The organism is Sphingomonas sp. G-3-2-10 (assembly GCF_012927115.1).
Classification (GTDB): domain Bacteria; phylum Pseudomonadota; class Alphaproteobacteria; order Sphingomonadales; family Sphingomonadaceae; genus Sphingomonas.
In genome coordinates, this window is sequence record NZ_JABBFY010000002.1 from 65918 (window position 1) to 85084 (window position 19167).

18 protein-coding genes and 1 tRNA gene are annotated in these 19167 nt (G+C 65.5%); 12 read left to right on the forward strand and 7 right to left on the reverse strand.

Translation table 11 applies throughout. The features are described 5' to 3' along the window. Positions 1 to 21 precede the first annotated feature (21 nt). On the reverse strand, positions 22 to 2439 hold the full coding sequence (locus HHL13_RS16845) for a TonB-dependent receptor (protein WP_169557078.1): 2418 nt from the start codon (positions 2437 to 2439) through the stop codon (positions 22 to 24). A gap of 240 nt (positions 2440 to 2679) precedes the next feature. On the opposite strand from HHL13_RS16845, the gene HHL13_RS16850 reads away from it, so the two are divergent. After that, positions 2680 to 3147, forward strand: coding sequence for a MarR family winged helix-turn-helix transcriptional regulator (locus HHL13_RS16850; protein ID WP_169557079.1), 468 nt, complete (start codon positions 2680 to 2682; stop codon positions 3145 to 3147). Between the two features lie 30 nt (positions 3148 to 3177). Here HHL13_RS16850 and HHL13_RS16855 read toward each other — a convergent pair whose 3' ends face one another. After that, a complete protein-coding gene (locus tag HHL13_RS16855) occupies positions 3178 to 3429 on the reverse strand; it encodes a hypothetical protein (RefSeq protein WP_169557080.1) in 252 nt (83 codons plus the stop codon). Positions 3430 to 3519: 90 nt separating this feature from the next. Then, positions 3520 to 4032 (reverse strand): nuclear transport factor 2 family protein, encoded by a 513-nt coding sequence (locus HHL13_RS16860; protein WP_169557081.1) that lies wholly within the window; start codon positions 4030 to 4032, stop codon positions 3520 to 3522. Positions 4033 to 4176: 144 nt separating this feature from the next. Here HHL13_RS16860 and HHL13_RS16865 point away from each other — a divergent pair, with 144 nt between their 5' ends. From HHL13_RS16865 to HHL13_RS16875, 3 genes are read left to right on the forward strand one after another with little or no spacing between them, the layout of a single operon-like run. After that, entirely contained in the window at positions 4177 to 5451 is a 1275-nt protein-coding gene (locus tag HHL13_RS16865) for an MFS transporter (protein WP_169557082.1), read from the forward strand. Beyond that, a complete protein-coding gene (locus HHL13_RS16870) occupies positions 5448 to 5918 on the forward strand; it encodes a DUF3237 family protein (protein ID WP_169557083.1) in 471 nt (156 codons plus the stop codon). Before HHL13_RS16865 ends, HHL13_RS16870 begins: the two co-directional genes overlap by 4 nt. A 31-nt stretch (positions 5919 to 5949) precedes the next feature. Next, on the forward strand, positions 5950 to 7125 hold the full coding sequence (locus HHL13_RS16875; RefSeq protein WP_169557084.1) for a mandelate racemase/muconate lactonizing enzyme family protein: 1176 nt from the start codon (positions 5950 to 5952) through the stop codon (positions 7123 to 7125). A gap of 117 nt (positions 7126 to 7242) precedes the next feature. Here HHL13_RS16875 and HHL13_RS16880 read toward each other — a convergent pair. After that, positions 7243 to 7328 (reverse strand) — tRNA-Tyr (locus HHL13_RS16880). Between the two features lie 123 nt (positions 7329 to 7451). Between HHL13_RS16880 and HHL13_RS16885 the strand changes: the two genes are divergently transcribed. From HHL13_RS16885 to HHL13_RS16895, 3 genes are read left to right on the forward strand one after another with little or no spacing between them, the layout of a single operon-like run. Further along, positions 7452 to 9065 (forward strand): M20/M25/M40 family metallo-hydrolase, encoded by a 1614-nt coding sequence (locus tag HHL13_RS16885; protein WP_169557085.1) that lies wholly within the window; start codon positions 7452 to 7454, stop codon positions 9063 to 9065. After that, the gene (gene rlmB / locus HHL13_RS16890) at positions 9065 to 9811 is read left to right on the forward strand and encodes a 23S rRNA (guanosine(2251)-2'-O)-methyltransferase RlmB (protein WP_169557086.1); all 747 of its coding nucleotides are present in this window, start codon (positions 9065 to 9067) and stop codon (positions 9809 to 9811) included. The genes HHL13_RS16885 and rlmB overlap by 1 nt, the downstream gene beginning before the upstream one ends. Before the next feature lie 19 nt (positions 9812 to 9830). Further along, positions 9831 to 10601, forward strand: coding sequence for a hypothetical protein (locus HHL13_RS16895; protein WP_169557087.1), 771 nt, complete (start codon positions 9831 to 9833; stop codon positions 10599 to 10601). An 87-nt stretch (positions 10602 to 10688) separates the two neighbouring features. On the opposite strand, the gene HHL13_RS16900 is transcribed toward HHL13_RS16895, so the two are convergent. Continuing rightward, positions 10689 to 11006, reverse strand: coding sequence for a 2Fe-2S iron-sulfur cluster-binding protein (locus tag HHL13_RS16900; RefSeq protein ID WP_169557088.1), 318 nt, complete (start codon positions 11004 to 11006; stop codon positions 10689 to 10691). A gap of 63 nt (positions 11007 to 11069) precedes the next feature. Between HHL13_RS16900 and HHL13_RS16905 the strand changes: the two genes are divergently transcribed. Next, positions 11070 to 11693 (forward strand): DNA-3-methyladenine glycosylase 2 family protein, encoded by a 624-nt coding sequence (locus tag HHL13_RS16905; protein ID WP_169557089.1) that lies wholly within the window; start codon positions 11070 to 11072, stop codon positions 11691 to 11693. A gap of 14 nt (positions 11694 to 11707) precedes the next feature. Beyond that, complete coding sequence (locus HHL13_RS16910) at positions 11708 to 12019, forward strand: hypothetical protein (protein WP_169557090.1); 312 nt, start codon at positions 11708 to 11710, stop codon at positions 12017 to 12019. Here HHL13_RS16910 and HHL13_RS16915 read toward each other — a convergent pair. Beyond that, on the reverse strand, positions 12016 to 12900 hold the full coding sequence (locus tag HHL13_RS16915) for an ROK family protein (RefSeq protein ID WP_169557091.1): 885 nt from the start codon (positions 12898 to 12900) through the stop codon (positions 12016 to 12018). The genes HHL13_RS16910 and HHL13_RS16915 overlap by 4 nt on opposite strands. A gap of 136 nt (positions 12901 to 13036) precedes the next feature. Between HHL13_RS16915 and HHL13_RS16920 the strand changes: the two genes are divergently transcribed. The 3 genes from HHL13_RS16920 to HHL13_RS16930 all read left to right on the forward strand — a co-directional run bounded on the left by HHL13_RS16920 (position 13037) and on the right by HHL13_RS16930 (position 15668). Next, entirely contained in the window at positions 13037 to 14551 is a 1515-nt protein-coding gene (locus HHL13_RS16920; RefSeq protein ID WP_169557092.1) for a PAS domain S-box protein, read from the forward strand. Then, entirely contained in the window at positions 14548 to 15168 is a 621-nt protein-coding gene (gene fixJ, locus HHL13_RS16925; protein ID WP_169557093.1) for a response regulator FixJ, read from the forward strand. The genes HHL13_RS16920 and fixJ overlap by 4 nt, the downstream gene beginning before the upstream one ends. A 107-nt stretch (positions 15169 to 15275) precedes the next feature. Further along, positions 15276 to 15668, forward strand: a complete 393-nt coding sequence (locus tag HHL13_RS16930) for a response regulator (protein WP_169557094.1) — start codon at positions 15276 to 15278, stop codon at positions 15666 to 15668. 74 nt (positions 15669 to 15742) lie between these two features. On the opposite strand, the gene HHL13_RS16935 is transcribed toward HHL13_RS16930, so the two are convergent. Next, a complete protein-coding gene (locus HHL13_RS16935; RefSeq protein ID WP_169557095.1) occupies positions 15743 to 18931 on the reverse strand; it encodes a TonB-dependent receptor in 3189 nt (1062 codons plus the stop codon). Positions 18932 to 19167: the final 236 nt, after the last annotated feature.

A 19167-nucleotide genomic window follows, 5' to 3' on the forward strand; every position in this document is an offset into this window, starting at 1 on the left:
GCGGCGTATCGGACTGTCGGATCAGAAGGTGCGCTTCACCGTGACCGCCCATTCGCGCGGCGTGCCGGGGAAGCCGGTGACCGTGCTGTTCGATCCGCGATTGTCGAAAACGCTGTTGTAATAGAGCTCGTCGGTCACGTTGGTGATGTGCAGCGCCACCGACCAGTCGCGGCTGGGGCTGCGCCAGGTGATGCTGGCGTTGAGCAGCGTGCGGCCTGGCACTTCGTTCAGCGCGGCGTTCGACGCCTGCTGGTAGAAGGAGCCGACATGCGCGACGTCGAGCCGCGGCGTCAGCGTGCCGCCCGAACCGAACTCGGCTTCGTATTGCACGCCCGCACTATACTGCCACTCCGGCGTGAACGGACCGCGCATCGACGGAGTCACGCCCGACGCGATCGCCGCCGCGCTGAGCGAGGTATAGTCGAAGTCGAGATAAGCGACCGATCCGTCGAAGGTCAGGCCCTTCGCCAGCTTGACCGTGGTCTCGGCTTCGAGGCCCTGCACCGTGGCGCGGCCGGCATTGACCGGCAGCGCGCAGGGCGCGGCGGGTACGCCCGGCAGCGGGCAGGACGACACGACGATCAGGATGTCGCGATACTTGTTGTAAAAGCCCGAGAGATTGAAGCGGACGCGGCGATCGAACAGGTCGGTCTTGACGCCGATCTCATATGCCGTGAGCTTTTCCGGGCCGAACGGCAGTGCCTGTTGCGGGAAGAAGGCGCGCGGATTGACGCCACCGATCTTGAAGCCGGTCGAGACCTGCGCATAGGTCATCACTTCGGGCGACCAGCGATACTGGAGCGCGCCGCGGAAATCCCAATTGTCGCTCTTGTGCTCGCCGACCACACCATCGAGCGCGCGGATGCGCGGATCGGGCAGCCCGCCGAAAATGCTGCCGGGAATGCCGCGGCGGCCATAGGTCACCGTCTTGCTCGCGCTGGTGTAGCGGATGCCGCCCACCACATCGAGGCCTGGCACGATCGCCCATTCGGCATTGGCGAACACCGCGCGGGTCGATTGGCTGATCTTGTCGTCCTGGATGAACTGGAGCGACGGGATGTCCACCCGCTGGCGCGCGGTGGCGTCATACTGGAAGTAGAAGCCGCCCACGGTGAAGTTCACCGCATCGGCGATCTTCCCGCTGATCCGCACTTCCTGACTGACCTGCTCCAGCCGGTTATAATTGTCGATCAGCGCGGTATCGACCGGCGAGCCTTCGTCGAAGATGTAGCGCGTCACATAGCTGCGATAGGCCGTGATCGACTTGATCGAGAGATTGTCGGCCAGCTCGTAATCGATCGTGCCCGACACGCCCCAGCCGTTGATCGCATTGCGATCGGCCACGGTGTATGGCGCGGTGCCGTCGCGCGGTGCCGGATTCACATAGGTCGCGTAATTGACGTACGGGCTATTGGTGTAGGTGTCCTGCGCATAATTGCCGTAGGGCGAATAGGTGATGAAGGGCGATCCGGTGGCATTGCCCAGCGCCACGCCGCCGATCTGATAGGCCGAGGTGTTGTTCGGCACGCCCGGTACGCCGGCCTGATTGCCGACGAACAGCAAGGTGCTCGGCGCGGCTTCGCTGCTGTCGTTGGTGTAGTCCCCGATCACATTGATTTCGAGCCGGTCCGACGGGACCCAGCGCAGTGCGGCGCGGGCTGCGGCATAGGATTTGCCGCCCTGCGTGCCCAGCTTGCAGTCGCTGACCGCGTTCTGGAACGATGGCACCGTGGTGCCCGGATGGGTGCAGGCATAATCGTAGCGAGTGACGTATCCGTCCTTGCTGACGCCGGTGCCGGTCAGGCGGACGAACAATTTATCGGGCACCAGCGCGAAGTCCATCGCGCCGCGAACCTCGACCCGGTTGAACCGGCCATAGGTGGCCTGAACGAAGCCGCCGCCTTGCCCGTCGGGCTTCTTGGAATAGATTTTGATCGAGCCGCCGATCGAGTTCTGGCCCGAGAGCGTGCCCTGCGGCCCGCGCAGCACTTCGATGCGGTCGAGATCGACCAGATCGACGATCGAGCCGGTCAGCGTGGGATAATAGACATCGTCGACATAGAGGCCGACGCCGGGTTCGAACGCATAGCTCGAGTCATACTGGCCGACGCCGCGGATGAACGCCTGGATCGACGGGCCGAAGGTCGCGGTGGCGGGGCGCAGCGTGACGTTGGGCGCCTGTGCCGCGACATCGACCACCGAAAGCTGGCCGCGCGATTCGAGCAGATCGGCGTCGATCGCGGTGATCGCCAGCGGCGTATCCTGCACGCGCTGCTCGCGGAACTGCGCCGTGACGACGATGTCGTCGTTGACCTCTTCGTCCTGCGCGGGGGCGGCGGATTCGGCCGGTTCGCTGGACTGCGCGAAGGCCGGCATCGCGACGAGCGCGGCTGCCGCGGCACCCGCCAGCAGGGCGGTACGGAAAATTGTGGATGTCATCAGGCGAAACCCTCCCTTGATCGAATCTGTGCGCCATCTTGCGATGCGGCGCTTGAGGAGGTTGCTATATAATTTAATTTATAATGTAAAGTACCAAAGCAAGTCGACTTGGCCCGTGCGAGCGGGCATATCGGCGCAGGGACACGGCAAGGAGGATGCGTGGCGGGCAGATCATCGGAACGCAGGGATACCAGACGCTCGGCATCGCGGACGCCGCGCGCGGCCGCGGCTGCGCGCGTGGTGGACACGGCCGGCACCCCGCCGACCGAGATCGATTACGGCCCGCTCGACAAATATCTCGGCTATTATCTGCGCCGCCTCTACGACAATTACCGGCGCGATTTCGTCGAGCAGGCAGGCGATCTGGACGTGCAGCCGCGCGAAGTCGGCGCGCTGTTCGTGATCGGGCGCAACCCCGGCCTCACCCCGTCGCAGCTCAGCGGCGCGCTGGCGCTGGATGGCGCGCAGATCACCTCGATGCTCAACATGTTCGAGAATCGCGGCGTGCTGGAACGGCGCGTGTCGAGCACCGATGCGCGTTCGCGGATGGTGTATCTGACCAAGGATGGCGAAGCGATGCTCAAGCGGCTGGCGAAGTTCGTCGGCGGTTTCGACAGCAGCTTCAGCGGCAATTCGCTGACCGACGAGGAACTGGCGCAGCTGATCGGGCTGCTGGGCAAGCTGCATGCCGGGACGGAAGCGCGGTAAGGCAGAGCGACGGCCTGGACACCGCGTGGTTCAGCCGGAGTTCTTCCGTCGGGCTATCTTGATCGCCCAATAGACGAGAAGGCCGGCCCCAATGGCGATTGTGGCCGAAGGCAGCGCAACCTGAGTCAGAAAACCCTTCTTGCACGCCGTGCCCGGTGCGCAGTCGCCCAGCGCGTCGGCGAGCAGCAGGAACATGAAGGCGGGCACGCCCAGCGAGGCAGCGGCGATACATCCCCACCGGCCCTCGACCGTCAGCCCGCCATTATAACCGCCCTCTCCCATCGGCTCTGGATAGCCCAATGCCCTGTGCTCGCAAAGAAGATCGGGTTGCGGCGTTATCGAGCGTGCCGGCAGGGAGAGGCACAGAGACCGTTATCCGCCAAATCCCGGCCGGCGCAGTTCCGGCGGGCGGGCGCGGGGCACCTTTACGCCGCCCTGTCCCGGGAAGGCCGCCAGCGCTTCGCCCGACCAGTCGCGAATCAGGCGATCGCGGAACAGCCAGCGGCCGTCCTGCCGAACCACCTTGTCGAGATAATGCCCGGCGAAGCGGATCATGAAGGGCGGCTCGCCCTTGCAATCGGTGACAAAGCAGAAGGAGCGGACCGTCGCTTCGTCGCCCTGCCCGTCGATCATGATATGGCTCACATGATGCTGGCGGCCGGGAAAGCTGGGGCGCGAGAAGAAGAACTCGGCCATTGCGCGGATGCCCGCCGCCCCTTCCCACCGGTCCGGCTCCTCGAACGCATCCTCGCACAGCACCGCATCTGCGGTGAAGCAGCCGACGAACCCCTCGACATCACCCGTGTCGAAGGTCCACGCATAGCGCGCCAGCAATTCCTGGATATCCAGCCGGTCCTCGACGGACAGGACGTTGGTGCCGGTCATTCATTCTCTCCGAAAAGCCACTATTGATTTAATTTATAAAATATAATATCTGCCTTGGCAACGGCGAGCGGACCAACCGTTTGCGCCAGAGAATCGAGGGGAAGCCGTCATCTTCGTCCAGTCGCGCCTCGCGAATTCCGCCCGATGACGGCCGTAGCGGATACGAAACCGGCGGAGGATGCCCTTGGCGCGCGGATGATCCGCCGCCTCGTGCTGCCGCTCGCCTTGCTCACCTTTGTGAACGCGATCGATCGCGTCAATGTGAGCTTCGCGGCGCATGCGATGGGGCCGGACATAGGCCTGTCCTCCACCACCTTCGGGCTGGGTGTCAGCGCCTTTTTCGTCGCTTATCTGATCTTCCAATATCCCCATGCCGCGCTGCTGCGCCGCTTCGGCATCCGCCGCTGGCTGCTGGTGACGGTGATGCTGTGGGGCGTCGCGGGACTGTTGCTGGCGCGGGTCAACACGGTCGGCGAATTCCTTGCCGCCCGCTTCCTGCTCGGCATGGCCGAGGCCGGGTTCGCGCCGGGCGTGACCTGGTTCATCAACCGCTGGTTGCCGGTGCGCAGCCGGGCCAAGGCGATGGCGACGGTGCTGGCCGCCGTGCCCTTTTCGCTCGTCATCGGCGGGCCGCTGTGCGGATGGATGCTCGGCCTCGCCAATCCGGCGGACATGGCCGCGTGGCGATGGATGTTCCTGCTTCAGGCGATCCCGAACTTCCTGCTCGCGGTCGCTGCCTATTTCTATTTTCGCGACTCCGTGACGGACTCGCAGTGGCTGAACGATAACGAGCGCGCCCTGCTCGCTCCCGCCGCCGAAGCGCTGCCCGCGGAGCCGATCACCGTGGCGCTGCGCGATCCGCGCGTGTGGCGCTGCGCCATCACCTGGCTGTTCGTGATGACCGGCTCCTATGCCCTGCTCTTCTGGCTGCCGCAGATGGTGCGTCAGATGAATATCGGCGGCACCGAATTCCTGATCGGTACCTATGCAGCGCTGCCTCAGGCGGGTCTGGTCGTCGGCATGCTGGTCAACGGCTGGCTGTCGGACCGCAGCGGCGAGCGCCGCTGGCATGTCGGCGTGCCGGCGATGCTGGCAGGCGCGGCGATGCTGGCGGGCGGGCTGCTGCCGCCGGGCTGGGCGGCGCTGGGCCTGCTCACCGTCGCCGGCTTCGGCATCGGCGCGGCGCAATCGGTATTCTGGGCAGTCCCGGCATCGATGGGCATCGGCAATGGCCGCATCTCGGTCGCCGCGATCGCCTTCATCAGCATGCTCGGCACCGCCGGCGGGATCATCGGGCCGACGCTGATCGGCATGGTCAGGGACGCGACGGGCAGCTTCGTGCCGTCGCTCGTGATCCTGTCGCTGCTGCTGGTCGCGGGCGGGCTGGTGATCGCACCCCTCACACGAAAGGCCGCATGATGAACGCTCCCGCGCTCGACTTCGCTTTCCGCGTCCGCCTCGATTTCCCGCCCGGCCCGCGCATCCGCTTTCCGGTGCGCGGCGGGGAGATGCGCGGGTTCGTCTCGGTCGCGGGCGGTACGGTGAGCGGTCCGCTCCTCTCTGGCGAAGTCGTACCCGGCAGCGGCGGCGACTGGCCGCTGATCCGCAGCGACGGCGCGATCGCATTCGACGCGCGCTATCTGATCCGCGCCACGGACGGCACGCTGATCCAGGTCTTCAACCGCGGCTTTGCCCACGCCTCCGCCGAAATCACCGCACGGATCGAGCGCGGCGAGCCGATCGACCCCGCCGACAATTACTTCCGCCTCGCCCCGTCGTTCGAGACTGCGCCCGGCCCGCACGACTGGCTGACCCGCACCGTCTTCGTCGGCTTTGGCGAGAAGCACCCCGACCATTCGATCTTCGACTTCTTCGCCGTCCGCTGACGGCATCCCCATACCCCTTCAGGAGCACCCCATGCGCATTACCCGCGTCGAACTGATTCCCGTGCACACGCCGCTCAAGCGGCCGATCATCATCGCGACGACCCATATCCACCGGCTCGACCAGATCATCCTGAAGATCCACACCGATGCGGGCATCACCGGCATCGCGGATTCGGGCGATACTTCGGCCTTCTATCATGGCGAGACCGACCATTCGATTTCGGGCGTGATCGCCGCGCAGATCGCGCCGCGCATCCTGATCGGCGAGGATCCGTTCAACATCGAGAAGATCGTGGCGCGGATGGACATGATCGTGCGCGACAATTTCCACGCCAAGTCGATGGTCGACGCGGCGCTGCACGACATCAAGGGCAAGGCGCTGGGCGTGCCGGTCTATCAGCTGCTCGGCGGCAAGACCGTCGATGCGATCGATTGCGGCTATGTGCTGATGGCCGCTCCCGCGCAGCAGCTGATCGGCGAGGCGCAGAAGGCGCTCGACGCCGGGTTCAAGGTCATCAAGTTCAAGCCGAGCATGGATTACGAGCAATCGATCCGCACGATGATCGAGGTCCGCGAGGGCCTGGGCGACGATGCGCGGCTGATGATCGATATCAACGGCATGTGGCATTATGATCAGGCGTACAAGGCGCTGCGCCGCTGGGAAGCCGCCAACGTCAATCTCGAGCTGATCGAGCAGCCTCTGCCCTATTGGGACATCGATGGCATGGCGCGGCTGCGCCAGAATACCGGGACCCCGGTCTGGGCGGACGAATCCGCGCGCGAGCTCCACAACATCAAGGAGATCATCGATCGCAAGGCAGCGGACGGCCTGTTCATCAAGGTGCAGAAGGCCGGCGGCCTGGTGCGCGCGCAGCGCTGGCTCACGCTGGCGCGGCTCTCCGGCCTGCCGGTGATGTGCGGTTGCATGCCCGGCTCCAGCCTCGAGGCCGCACCGACCGCGCACCTGCTGGTCGCCAATCACTGGGCATCGCAGTTCGTGCAGGAGAATTGCGGCCCACTTTCGATCCACGACGCCTATGAACTGTCGGGCGAAGGGTTCACCGGCGAAGTCGCGCTCAACGGTCCGCGTTACGAGAATGGCCGGATGTTCGCGCCCGAAGGCCCCGGCCTCGGCGTCGACCTGAACGAGGATTTCGTTCGCGAGCATACCGCGACCGATCTGGAGACTCGCGTCATCGCCGCCTGAGTCTTCCGCCTTTCGCGCAATTCAGGGTCTGACCGCACCGGTCAGGCCCTTTTTTGCGTCGCATCCGGCGCGCCCGAAGCCTGCGTTCGACGATGTGCGGAAATCCCGAGCGGGCGGTGGTGGACAGGGCTGGATTCGAACCAGCGTACGCTCTCGCGGGCAGATTTACAGTCTGCTGCCATTAACCACTCGGCCACCTGTCCTTGAGGCGCCCGCTCGGGGAGGGGTGCCATTGCCGAAGCAAACCCGCACTGTCAACGCCTTGCGCGCGGTTGAATCGCCGCATAGCGTCCCGCGCATCCTTTCATCACGATATGTGGAGCCTCATGCGCGCTCTGATTTCCTATGCTGTCGCCGTTTCGCTGGTCCTGCCGGCGCCTCTGGCCGCCCAGACTGCACCCGCCGCCGCCGCCAAACCCGCGGATCCGACTCCGATCGAACGGATCATCGACGAGGGCGGCAATCGCTCGGGGGTGATGGATATCGCCCGCTATCTGACCGACCGGATCGGCTCGCGCCTGACCAATTCGCCGGGGATGCGTGCCGCCGAGGCATGGACGCAGACCCAGTTCACCGGCTGGGGCCTGACCAACGTCCACAAGGAAGGCTTCGAGTTCGGCCGGGGCTGGTGGATGGAGCGGTCGAGCGTCCGCATGATCAGCCCGCGCGCGATCGAGCTGACCGCGATCCCGATCACCTGGACCCCCGCGACCAACGGCACGATCACCGCGCCGGTCATCGTCGCGCCGATTCGCGAAATCGGCGATTTCGAAACGTGGCGCGGCAAGCTGAAGGGCAAGGTCGTCCTGCTCACCCGGCCCAATGACGGCAACGAGCCGCGCGAAGCGCCGTTCAAGCGCTGGACCGATACCGAGCTGGCGGGCTTCAACACCTATCGCAAGCCGGCCTACAACCCCAAGTCGGTCGAGCGCGAGATCGCCCGGCTCGGCTGGCCGAAGCAGCTCAGCGACTTCCTCAAGTCGGAAGGCGCGGTCGCCTATGCCGCCATGTCGCCGCGCGACGGCAAGCTGGTGCACGGCAACGGCTATCAGTTCGGCGTGGGCGACACGGTCGCGCTGCCGGGCGTCGAGATCGCCGCCGAGGATTATCGCCGCCTCGCCCGCCTCGCCGAGACCGGCGACGCGCCGGTGCTCGAGATCAATTCCGACGTTCGCTTCGACGACAGCGACACCAAGGCGTACAACGTCATCGCCGACATCAAGGGCACCAGCCGCTCGGGCGAATATGTCATGGCCGGCGCGCATCTCGACAGCTGGGCGGCGGGCGACGGCGCGGCGGACAATGCCGCAGGCGTCGCGATGGTGATGGAAGCCGCGCGCATCCTCTCGAAGATGCCCAAGCCCAAGCGCACCATCCGCTTCGCGCTGTGGAACGGCGAGGAACAGGGCCTGCTCGGCTCGATCGACTATGTCGAGCGTCACCTTGCGACCCGCCCCGAGCCCGCCACGCCGCAGACCGGGCTCGCCCGCTATACCGGCTGGAACTATCGCTGGCCGATCACCGCGCTGCCGGGGCACGCGAAGCTGGCCGCCTATTTCAACCTCGACAATGGCTCGGGCCGGATTCGCGGCATCAACGCGCAGGGCAATGAAGCGGTGGTGCCGATCTTCCGCGAATGGTTCGCCCCGTTCCTCGCGGCGGATCCGTCGATGAGCGCGATGGTAGGGCTGCGCGGCGTCGGCGGCACCGATCACCTGTTCTTCGACGCAGTCGGCATCCCGGCGTTTCAGTTCATCCAGGATCCGCTCGATTATGGCAGCCGCCTGCACCACACGAGCGTCGACACATATGATCACCTGAAGGCCGCCGATCTGCGCCAGGGTGCCACCATCCTCGCCGCGTTCCTGTGGAACGCCGCCAATTCGGACAAGCCGTTGCCGCGCATGCCCTTCCCCACCGAACCGAAAGACCCTTCCTGATGGCAAAGCGTGGACATCGTCCCAGCGTCGCCGGCCCCGGCCGCCCGCGCTTCTACGGCCGCCATCCCGTGCTTGCCGCGCTGGAGAACCCCGAACGCGTGGTGCGCAAGATGTGGGGAACGCGCGAGGCGCTGGCCCATCTCGACATCCCGTCGTCGATCCCGGTCACTTATGCCGATGCCGCCGATCTCGGCCGCCTCGTCCCCGGTGACGCCCCGCATCAGGGTCTCGTTGCCGAAGTCGATCCGCTCGAGGATATGTGGCTGGGCGATCTGCTCGCACAGGGCGAAGGCGATCGCCGCCCGCTGATCCTGCTCGATCAGGTCACCGATCCGCACAATGTCGGCGCGATCCTGCGCTCTGCGGCGGCGTTCGATGCGCTCGGCATCGTGACGCAGGACCGTCACTCGCCGCCCGAATCGGGTACCGTCGCCCGCGCCGCATCGGGTGCGCTGGAAACCGTGCCCTGGGTCCGCGTGGTCAATCTCGCCCGCGCGATGGACGAAATCGCCGAAGCCGGTTTCTGGCGCGTCGGCCTGACCGGCCATGCGGAAGCCACGCTGGCCGATACGATCGGGCAGAACCGTATCGCGCTGGTGCTCGGTGCCGAAGGCGAAGGCATGCGCCAGAATACCGAGACGCATTGCGACCAGCTTGCGAAGCTGCCGATCTCGCCTAAGGTCGAGAGCCTGAACGTGTCGAATGCCGCGGCGATCGCGCTGTATGCGATCGCGGTTCGCGGCTGATCTGGGGGAGTTGAGACCGATGAAGCACTGGTTCCGTGCCGCCGCGGTGGTGATGATCGCCCCGCTGATCCTCACCGCCTGCCTGTTCACTCCGGGCAAGTTCGTTTCCAGCCTGACGATCAACAAGGATCGCAGCTTCACCTACACCTACAAGGGCGAAGTGATCGCGATCGATCCGGACAGCATGGACGGCATGGCCGGTTCGGGCGACACGATGGGCGAGGTCGTCGAGCAGGATGTGTCCGAAGACGGCGCGGTGACGAACAGTGTCGTGGAAATCCCCGAGGACGGCGCCACGGCAGCCGAGCAGGCGGCCGCCAAGGCCGAGAAGAAGGCCAAGCGCGACAAGCAGTTCCGCGAGCTGGCGGTGCAGCTGGCCAAGGAGCCCGGCTACAGCAAGGTCGAGTATCTCGGCGACGGCAAGTTCTTCGTCGATTATTCGATCTCGGGCGTGCTGACCCACAATTTCGTCTATCCGTTCAACCAGGATTCCGGGCTGATCTTCCCGTGGGTCGCGATCGAGCTGCGCGGCAAGGACACCGTGCGCGTCAAGGCGCCGGGTTTCGCCAAGCAGGACATGTCGGGAATGGGTATGGCCGGCGCGGGCAGCGGCGGCGCGGCGGACGGCACCGCGAGCGGCAGCTTCACCCTGACCACCGATGCCGAGATCGTCAGCCAGAACAACGAGGACGGCGCGACCAAGGCCGCCGGCAAGTCGAGCATCACCTGGAACGTGACTCCGATCACCAAGGACGCGCCGATGGCCGTCCTGCGCGTCGTCCCGCGCTGATCGCCTCGCCGGAGCAGCAATAAAAAAGGGAGCGCCGCGAACCCGCGGCGCTCCCCTTTTTTTTCTAGCCGGCCATCCGCCGGAACCTCAGTCCTCGGCGGCGATCGTCACGCGCAGGCCGTCCAGATCGGAAGTCATCTGAAGCTGGCACGACAAGCGCGAATTCTCGTTCCGGTCCGACGAGCTGTCGAGCAGATCGTTCTCGTCTTCGCTCATCGGCGGGAGTTTGGCCGCAAATTCCGGATCGACATGGACATGGCAGGTCGCGCACGAGCAGCAGCCGCCACACAGCGCCAGCAGTTCGTCGAACCCGTTGTCGCGGATCACTTCCATCACCGAAAGGCCCACTTCGCCCGTGACTTCGCGCTCTTCACCTTCCCTGGTCACGACGATAAGCTTCGGCATGTTTCTCTCCCTGTATGCCGGCGTCCATGCCGCCGATCCGGCTTCAGCGCAAGGCGACGCTCGATGGGAATAAGTGGCGCCGCCATTAGAAAATCGATCGATTCGGTCGCGGCGTCCGAACCAGCCTTTGCCGTGGCGCTCGCCCGCGCGGGCTATCCCGAGCCGCGAATCCGCGATCGGGGCTATGAAACCCTGCTGCGCACGATCGTCGGCCAGCAGGTCAGCGTGGCCGCTGCGAACGCTATCTGGAACAAGCTCGCCGCGGCGCTTGGCGACCTGACAAAGCCCGAAATCATCGCCGCCACCAGCGACGACGATCTGCGCGCCGCGGGCCTGTCCCGGCAAAAAGCCAGCTATGCCAAGAGCCTCGCCGACGAAGTAACCAGCGGGCGACTCGATCTTGCCAATCTGCCCGAGGACGACGAAGCGGCCATCGCCGCGCTCACCCGGATCAAGGGCATCGGCCGCTGGTCGGCAGAAATCTACCTGCTGTTCGCCGAGGGCCGCCCCGACATCTGGCCGGCGGGCGATCTGGCGGTGCAGATCGAGATCGGCCGCATCATGGGTCACCCCGAACGCCCGAGCGAAAAGCAGATTCGCGACTGGGCCGAAGCCTGGCGCCCCCATCGCGGCGCGGTGGCGATATTTGCCTGGCACCATTATAAGGTTGATATGGACGTGATCTGAGGGGGGCGAAGGCGATGTCGGAATTGACCCATATGCTTGCACCGCTGGCATGCGGGGCGATGCTTACCATCAATCTCCTCGGCCCCGAGGCACACAGCCTTCGTCGCGGCCTCTCACTGGCGCTGATCGCACTCTGCACCGCTCTGCTGATGAGCAGCTATTACCAGCTGCCCGTGCCCGATTTCATCCCGCCCGCCGCTGCGAAGGTAATCGATCGCGCGCTGTGGCTGCTGCTCTTGGTGTTTTTCGTCGGTTACGCCCTAAGCCAGTTCTTCAGGGATTATCGCACAGCCTCCCGCCAGCGCGCCGAACGCACACAACTTTAAGCGTCCAGAGCCTCCAGCCCCAGCGCCACCGCCCCCATCGGCCCGGCCATCGCGCCCAGCCCCGGCGGGCCGACCAGCGCTTCCATATCGAGCCCCGCGAACGACCCGTAACCCGCGATGCTCGAGGCCAGCCGCTCGCGCAGCGGAACGAAAAGCCGTTCCCGCGCGCTCATCACGCCACCGCCGATCGCGATCCGCTGGGGCGCGAAGGTGGTGACCAGATTGTGGAGCAGCCCCGCAAGGTCATGGACGAACAAATCCCATTCAGGCCCTTCGTCCGGCAGCGCCTCGCCCTTCACGCCGAACCGCGCCGCCAGCGCCGGGCCGGCGATCAGCCCCTCGACGCAATCGCCGTGAAACGGGCACCAGCCCTTGAAGGCATCGCCCGGCGCGCGGCCGACGCGCATATGCCCCGCCTCGCCATGCGCCATGCCCTGCGCCGGCCGCCCGCCCACGATGGTGCCGACCCCCACGCCGGTGCCGATGGTGATATAGGCATGGCTCGACAGCCCCTGCGCCGCGCCCCAGCGCGCCTCGGCCAGCGCCGCGCCGTTGACGTCGGTCTGCACCTCCAGCGGCTTGCCGAACCGTTCGGCAAAGCGCCGCGACACATCGGTCCCGCTCCAGCCCGGCTTGATCGTCGCGGTGATCGAACCATGATCGGGCTTGCCGGGATCGAGTTCCAGCGGCCCGAAGCTGGCTACGCCCACCGCATCGAACGCCCAGCCGTCGAGCGCCGCTTCCAGCACCGCCATCGTCGTCACCGGATCGGTGGTCGGCACGGTCACCCGGTCGCGGACATCACCGGGGCCGCTGGAGAGCAGCGCCACGCATTTGGTGCCGCCGAGTTCGAGGCCAGCAATCAGGGGGGATTGTGTCATGATCCCCGGCTACCGCGTCCGGGCGCGCCGGGAAAGGCGCGGATTCCACCCGGATCGGACTCGATGCCACCCGGCACGCTGGCCAAGGCCGCGCGCACGCGGCATGATCGGCCGTCATGACCCGCCGGATCGCCGCATGAAGCGCACTAGCGACGAAGCCGCCGCGCTGAGCCTGTTCGTCGAAACCGACAGCGACCGCGCGCTTTTCCTGCTCGACGCCCAGGGACGGATCAGCACCTGGAATGCCGGCGCGGAACTGATGACCGGCTGGCGCGCCGAAGAGATTGTCGACCAGCCGGGCGCCCTGCTCTACCCCGAGCACGACCGCGAACAGGGCCGTCCCGCCGCCGATATCGCCATCGCCGAGGAGAAAGGCCGCTTCCGCGAGGAAGGCTGGCGGCTGCGCAAGGACGGCACCGAATTCCTCGCCGACGTGACGATCACGATCATTCCCGGCGCCTATGGCTCGCTTCCGCGCTTCGGCGTGGTGCTGAGCGACATCACCGATCGCAAGGCCGCCGAACGCGCGCTGGAACGCAGCGCGCTGCACCTGCGCTCGATCCTTTCCGCCGTGCCGGACGCGATGGTGGTGATCGACGAACGCGGCATGATCCTGTCGTTCAGCAGCGCGGCCGAGCGGCTGTTCGGCTATAGCGAAGGCGAGGTCGTCGGCCGAAACGTATCGATGCTGATGCCCGAAGCCGAAGCCCAGCGGCACGACGGCTATCTCCAGCGCTATCTCGTCACCGGCGAACGCCACATCATCGGCACCGGCCGGATCGTCACCGGCCGCCGCCGCAACGGCAGCGATTTCCCGATGGAATTGCAGGTCGGCGAAGCCAATACCGACGGCCACCGCATCTTCACCGGCTTCATCCGCGACCTGACCGAGAAGCAGCGCAACGAACTGAAGCTGCAGGAGGTCCAGTCCGAACTGATCCATGTCTCGCGCCTGTCGGCGATGGGCACGATGGCGTCGACGCTGGCGCACGAGCTCAACCAGCCGCTGACCGCGATCGCCAATTATCTCGAAGCCGCGCGCGACCTGCTCAAACGCGAAAACCGCTCCGCGGAACTCGAATCGATGCTCCACGAAGCCGTGAGAGAATCCGCCAAGGAGGCGCTCCGCGCCGGCGGGATCGTCCGGCGGCTGCGGGATTTCGTCTCGCGAGGCGACGTCGAGAAGCATGTCGAGGATCTGCCCAGGATGATCGACGAAGCCAGCCGCCTCGGCCTGATCGGCGCGCGCGAACGTGGCGTTTCGGCGGATTTCATCATCAGCGGCAAGATCGGCCTCGTGCTGGTCGACCGGATCCAGATCCAGCAGGTTCTGGTCAATCTGATCCGCAATGCCGTCGAGGCGATGGCCGAATCGCCGGTTCGCGAGCTGACCGTCGCGGCGCGGCCGGGCGGCAAGGGCATGGTGCGGGTGTCGGTCTCCGACACCGGGCCCGGCATCGACCCGCGAATCTCGTCCCAGCTTTTCCAGGCCTTTGCCAGCACCAAGGAACAGGGCATGGGTCTCGGGCTTTCCATCTGCCGCACGATCGTGGAGGCACATGGCGGACGCATCTGGACCGAACCCCGGCCCGGCGGCGGCACGATATTCCAGTTCACGATCATGGGCGCTGATACCGAGGAGGCGATATGACCGGCCAACGCACCATCCACATCGTCGATGACGAGGAAGCCATCCGCAAATCGGCGGGCTTCATGCTGCGCACCTCGGGCTTCGAGGTGGAGACCTATGTCGATGGCGTCGCGTTCCTCGACGCGGTGAAGGGCGCCGCGCCGGGCTGCATCCTGCTCGACGTACGGATGCCGGGCATGGACGGGCTGGAGGTCCAGGCCGAGCTCAATGCGCGCGGCGTGCCGATGCCGGTGATCGTACTGACCGGTCATGGCGACATCTCGACCGCCGTCGTCGCGATGAAGGGCGGCGCGGTCGATTTCATCGAGAAGCCGTTCGAGAAGACCGTGCTGCTCGACGCGATCGAACGCGCGTTCGAACGGCTCGACCAGAAGGTCGAAGCCGCGACGAGCGAGCAGGACGCCAAGACGCGGCTGTCTGTGCTCACTCAGCGCGAAGTGGATGTGCTGCGCGGGCTGGTGCGTGGGCACCCGAACAAGACGATCGCCTATGATCTGGGCATCAGCCCCCGCACGGTGGAGGTCCACCGCGCCAATCTGATGGCGAAACTGGGCGTCAGGAGCCTTTCCGAAGCGCTGCGCATCGCCTTTGGCGCGGGGCTCGAGGGCGATGGCTGAACCACGGGCAGACGCCTCGGGGTACAGTCACTTAGTCGAGATTACTTAGGACCTTCACGTAACGACACGTGACGGCGTTTCCGGCAGATTCCCGCTCGGAAATGCTCATGCAAACCGAAACCACTTCGCAGCGCCAACGCATCCTGCTCGTCGAGGACGACGAGGGCGTTCGCCGCTCGACGCACCTGATGCTTCAGGCTCAGGGCTATGACGTGCGATCCTTCGCTACGTCGGCGGCGCTGATCGCCGACCCGGCGATTGGCGAAGCGGCGTGGCTGGTGGCCGATTACCGGCTGAGCGACAGCAACGGACTGGAGGTGCTGGGGGCACTCCGGGCGCTGGGATGGACTGGCCGCGCGGTGCTGGTCACCGCCTTCTCGTCGATCGTGCTGCGCGAAGCGGCGGAGGCCTGCGGGTTCGAAGCCGTGCTGGAAAAGCCGCTGCGGCCGCTTGAGCTGACTACGGTTCTGGGGAACCTCACTGGGAACGGGGTACGCTGATCGGGGGATCGGCGGGGAAGTAGCGGCGGCCGGTCTTGTCTCCCGGCCGCCGCTCCCCTTTTCCTGCGCCGCGATCAGAACCGCCCGCGCAGGCCCACCATCACCACACGCCCGGGCTGATAGAGCGTGAACGGCGCATTCTCGAACTGGAAGTAGCTGCGCTGCTGGGCCTTGGTCAGGTTCTGGATGTCCACCGTCAGGTCGGGCAGCCCCTTGGTGCCGAGGATCTCGGACAGAGCCAGCGAGCCGCTCAGATCCCATTGCTGGTAATCGTCATTGTACAGTGCCGCCGCGGTGATGCCGTTCTGCGGCGCGGTGGCGCTGATCCCGCCCTGGGTAAAGGTGGTCGACAGGCGCAGCGTGACGCCGTGATTCTCGTAATAGCCGGTGATGTTGTAGGTCAGCGGCGCGACGCCCACCGCCACAGCCGGCGCGGCTCCCGATCCGGTCTGGCTGATCAGCGTCAGGTTGGCGCTGAAGCCAAAGCCTTCCACCCCGAGATAGCGGCCGAGCAGGAAGTCGAGCGGCTGCACCCAGTTCGCTTCGAGGCCATTGACCTTCAGCGTGCCGGTCGCATTGACCTGCTGGTTGAGCACCACCGTCGCCGAATTCGGCCCGCCGCGCGAATTGATCGCGGCCTGCTGCGTCGGTGACAGCGTGTTGAAGGTGACGCCATAGGTTGCCAGATCGGTGAACGGCACCGTCACGCCAGTCGTCACGGTGAAACCGGTCACGGCCTTCCGGAACGCGGTGAAGCCGATATAGCCTTCCGCCCCTGTATAATATTCGAAGCCCAGATCGATATTGGTCGAGATGAACGGCGCCAGCGCCGGATTGCCGACCGAACCGACATCGGCCGAGGGGCTGGAGAAGTTCAGGCCCGGCAGCATCGAATTCGGATTGGCGCGAGTCATCGTCCGCGACACCGCCGCACGAGCCACCGCATTCTCGCCGATCCGGAACGCCGCCGTCGCCGAGGGCAGCCAGTTGTCATATTCGGTGTCGGTGTAGATGAAATTGACGAGGTTCGGATAACAGGAGCCGTCGCGTGCATTGGCGTTGGCGCCGGTGCCCGGGCAATCCGCCGGAAGCGGGCCGACACCGTCCGGATCGGTCGAGTTGCGCGGATCGGGCACCGAGACCCGCCCGCCTATGCGCTGCTGGGTCCGCACCCAGCGAAGCCCCGCGTTGAAGGTCAGGCGGTTGTCACCGATGTTGATGTCGCCATTCACTTCGCCATAGGCGCCCAGCGTCCGCTCGCGGACATAGCCGCCGCTCGCGCCGGTGTTCGCGCCGCCGGATTCGGGCGCGGCATTGTGGAAGGCGTCATAGTTGGACGCGGCCTTGAACTTCTCCCAATCGACCGTGATGAACCCGCTCGGGCCTGGCTTGAGCAGCGCCTGCAGCGGCGCGCCGTTGGGGATCAGCGATCCGGCATAGGTCACCGTACCGGTCGCTCCCGACGTATAGCCGGTGCCATAGGCCGGATAGGTCGGATAGCCGGCAGGGGTGGTGGTGTTCAGCCCTTCGCAGGCGGGCTGGCGATTGGGCCCGGGCAGTGTGACGCTCGGCCGGTCGCCGCACACCGCATTCTGCCAAGCCTGGCTGTTGTCATAGCCGCGGATCGTGCGCGACACATCGTCATAGGCCGCGCCCCAGCGGACATTGAGCTTGTCGCCGCCGAACCGCCAGTCGCTGCGCACGCCCTTGGTATAGGTTTCGCGCCGCTCGTCCTGGATGTTCACGCGGCCGCCCGGCCAGCCGAAATTGGCGGGATTGTTCAGATCGATATTGGTGGTGACGACGGGCATGTTGCCGTTGGTGTTGTCGTAATTGACCGTCACGCCCGAGCCCGCCGGGGTAATCACCAGCACCGTCGGCGATTCACGATGGAACTGGCTCTTGGTATAGTTGGCGTTGATGTCGAACCGCAGATTGTCGCTCAGCTCGACTTCGATGCCGGGGTTCACACCCCAATACTGCACATGCTCGTTGTGCGGGCGATATTCGAGGAACCACTGGGCGTTGTGATAGGTGCCCTTGGTGACGACGCAGCCATTGGTGCAGTCGGAGCGGTCATATTGCGTGTTGACCGGTATCATCGCGCCGTTGCGGCCGACCCAGTTCATGTCGATGCGCTCGAGCAGGTTGCGCTTCCGCGCGAACATGCCGTCCACATACACATGGATGCCGTCGCCATTATATTCGAGGCTGCCGATGAAGTTCAGCCGCTCCTTGGTGCCATATTCGTCCGAAGGTCGGCCGAGGCGCGGGATGATGCCGTTGTCGATCTGGGTGATGTTCGCGCCGGGGTTCTGCGCCAGCAGGAAGGCCTGATCGACCACCGTACCGGCGGCCACGCCCGAAATGCCCGCATTGGCCGGGACGGTGCCGGGAATGGTCCAGTTGCCCCCGCCGGTCGAGTTGCGCGTCGCACTGGTGCTTTGCGTCGCGCTCAGGTTCGGATTGGTCCAGCCGATCGTCTCGTAGCCGGTCACGCGCACTTCGTTGCGCACCCCCGCCACGCCGAACAGCACGCCGAAATCGCCGCTGGTGTAACTGGCCAGCACCGAGCCGCGATATCCCCATTTGTCGGCATTGCTGCCCTTGGTCAGCTGGCCCGAATAGACGAGGTGGGTGCCCGGATTGTCGAACGGCCGCGCGCTGCGCATGTTGACCGTGCCCGCGGCGCCGCCTTCGAGCATCCCCGGGGTGGGGCTCTTGCTGACGGTCAGCTGAGTGAACAACTCGGTCGGGAACAGGTCGAGATCGACTTCGCGGTTGGTGCTCTGCGCATCGGTGCGCCCGGTCGACGAGATGGTGACCGGCGCATTGTTGAGCAGCACGCGAGTGAAGTTGGTGCCGAGGCCGCGGATCGTGACCTGCAGGCCCTCGCCGGTGATTTCGCGGCTGATCGTCACACCGGGAATGCGGTTGAACGATTCCGCGATATTGGTGTCGGGGAATTTGCCGATATCCTCGGCAAAGATCGAATCCTCGAACCCCGTCGAGCTCTTCTTCGCGTTGGTCGAGCTTTGCAGCGATCCGCGATAGCCGGTGACCGTAATCGTATTCTCTTCGTCCTGTGGCGCCGGATCCTGCGCGACGGGCGTCTCGTCCCGCACCACGACGGTATCGTCCTTCGCTTTGCCGGTTACCGGATCGGTCGCATGGGCGAGTGCCGGCCAGGCAGTGCCAGTCAGAAGGATGGCGGCAAAGGCGGCCGCACGGCGCGCGGAATTCGGGCGTGAGAATGTGATCATCGGTCCCCTCCTGTGATGCCTCTTTTGGGCTTCCCGCCACCGCACCGTCGCGATGTTAGCGGTCACATTAGGGCTATATCTGGTCTGAGTTAGTGTCAACTCATACATTTGAGCCAGTTTGACGGTGAACAGATTCAGTCACTTACGCCTAGAAATCCGGCGAAAGCGCCAATTTCGCTCTATTGTATGAGTTAGTGACAACGTTGCCACTACCGGCTCGACTCACGCCACCCGGT

What these genes read in the sequence shown, in the direction of transcription:
- HHL13_RS16875 (WP_169557084.1), top strand. Translation starts at nt 5,950, where the DNA reads ATGCGCATTACCCGCGTCGAACTGATTCCCGTGCACACGCCGCTCAAG.
- HHL13_RS16895 (WP_169557087.1), top strand. Translation starts at nt 9,831, where the DNA reads ATGAAGCACTGGTTCCGTGCCGCCGCGGTGGTGATGATCGCCCCGCTG.
- HHL13_RS16860 (WP_169557081.1), bottom strand. Translation starts at nt 4,032, where the DNA reads ATGACCGGCACCAACGTCCTGTCCGTCGAGGACCGGCTGGATATCCAG.
- HHL13_RS16855 (WP_169557080.1), bottom strand. Translation starts at nt 3,429, where the DNA reads ATGGGAGAGGGCGGTTATAATGGCGGGCTGACGGTCGAGGGCCGGTGG.
- HHL13_RS16920 (WP_169557092.1), top strand. Translation starts at nt 13,037, where the DNA reads ATGAAGCGCACTAGCGACGAAGCCGCCGCGCTGAGCCTGTTCGTCGAA.
- HHL13_RS16870 (WP_169557083.1), top strand. Translation starts at nt 5,448, where the DNA reads ATGATGAACGCTCCCGCGCTCGACTTCGCTTTCCGCGTCCGCCTCGAT.
- HHL13_RS16935 (WP_169557095.1), bottom strand. Translation starts at nt 18,931, where the DNA reads ATGATCACATTCTCACGCCCGAATTCCGCGCGCCGTGCGGCCGCCTTT.
- HHL13_RS16865 (WP_169557082.1), top strand. Translation starts at nt 4,177, where the DNA reads ATGACGGCCGTAGCGGATACGAAACCGGCGGAGGATGCCCTTGGCGCG.
- HHL13_RS16915 (WP_169557091.1), bottom strand. Translation starts at nt 12,900, where the DNA reads ATGACACAATCCCCCCTGATTGCTGGCCTCGAACTCGGCGGCACCAAA.
- HHL13_RS16905 (WP_169557089.1), top strand. Translation starts at nt 11,070, where the DNA reads ATGGGAATAAGTGGCGCCGCCATTAGAAAATCGATCGATTCGGTCGCG.
- HHL13_RS16885 (WP_169557085.1), top strand. Translation starts at nt 7,452, where the DNA reads ATGCGCGCTCTGATTTCCTATGCTGTCGCCGTTTCGCTGGTCCTGCCG.
- fixJ (WP_169557093.1), top strand. Translation starts at nt 14,548, where the DNA reads ATGACCGGCCAACGCACCATCCACATCGTCGATGACGAGGAAGCCATC.
- HHL13_RS16900 (WP_169557088.1), bottom strand. Translation starts at nt 11,006, where the DNA reads ATGCCGAAGCTTATCGTCGTGACCAGGGAAGGTGAAGAGCGCGAAGTC.
- HHL13_RS16910 (WP_169557090.1), top strand. Translation starts at nt 11,708, where the DNA reads ATGTCGGAATTGACCCATATGCTTGCACCGCTGGCATGCGGGGCGATG.
- HHL13_RS16845 (WP_169557078.1), bottom strand. Translation starts at nt 2,439, where the DNA reads ATGACATCCACAATTTTCCGTACCGCCCTGCTGGCGGGTGCCGCGGCA.
- HHL13_RS16930 (WP_169557094.1), top strand. Translation starts at nt 15,276, where the DNA reads ATGCAAACCGAAACCACTTCGCAGCGCCAACGCATCCTGCTCGTCGAG.
- rlmB (WP_169557086.1), top strand. Translation starts at nt 9,065, where the DNA reads ATGGCAAAGCGTGGACATCGTCCCAGCGTCGCCGGCCCCGGCCGCCCG.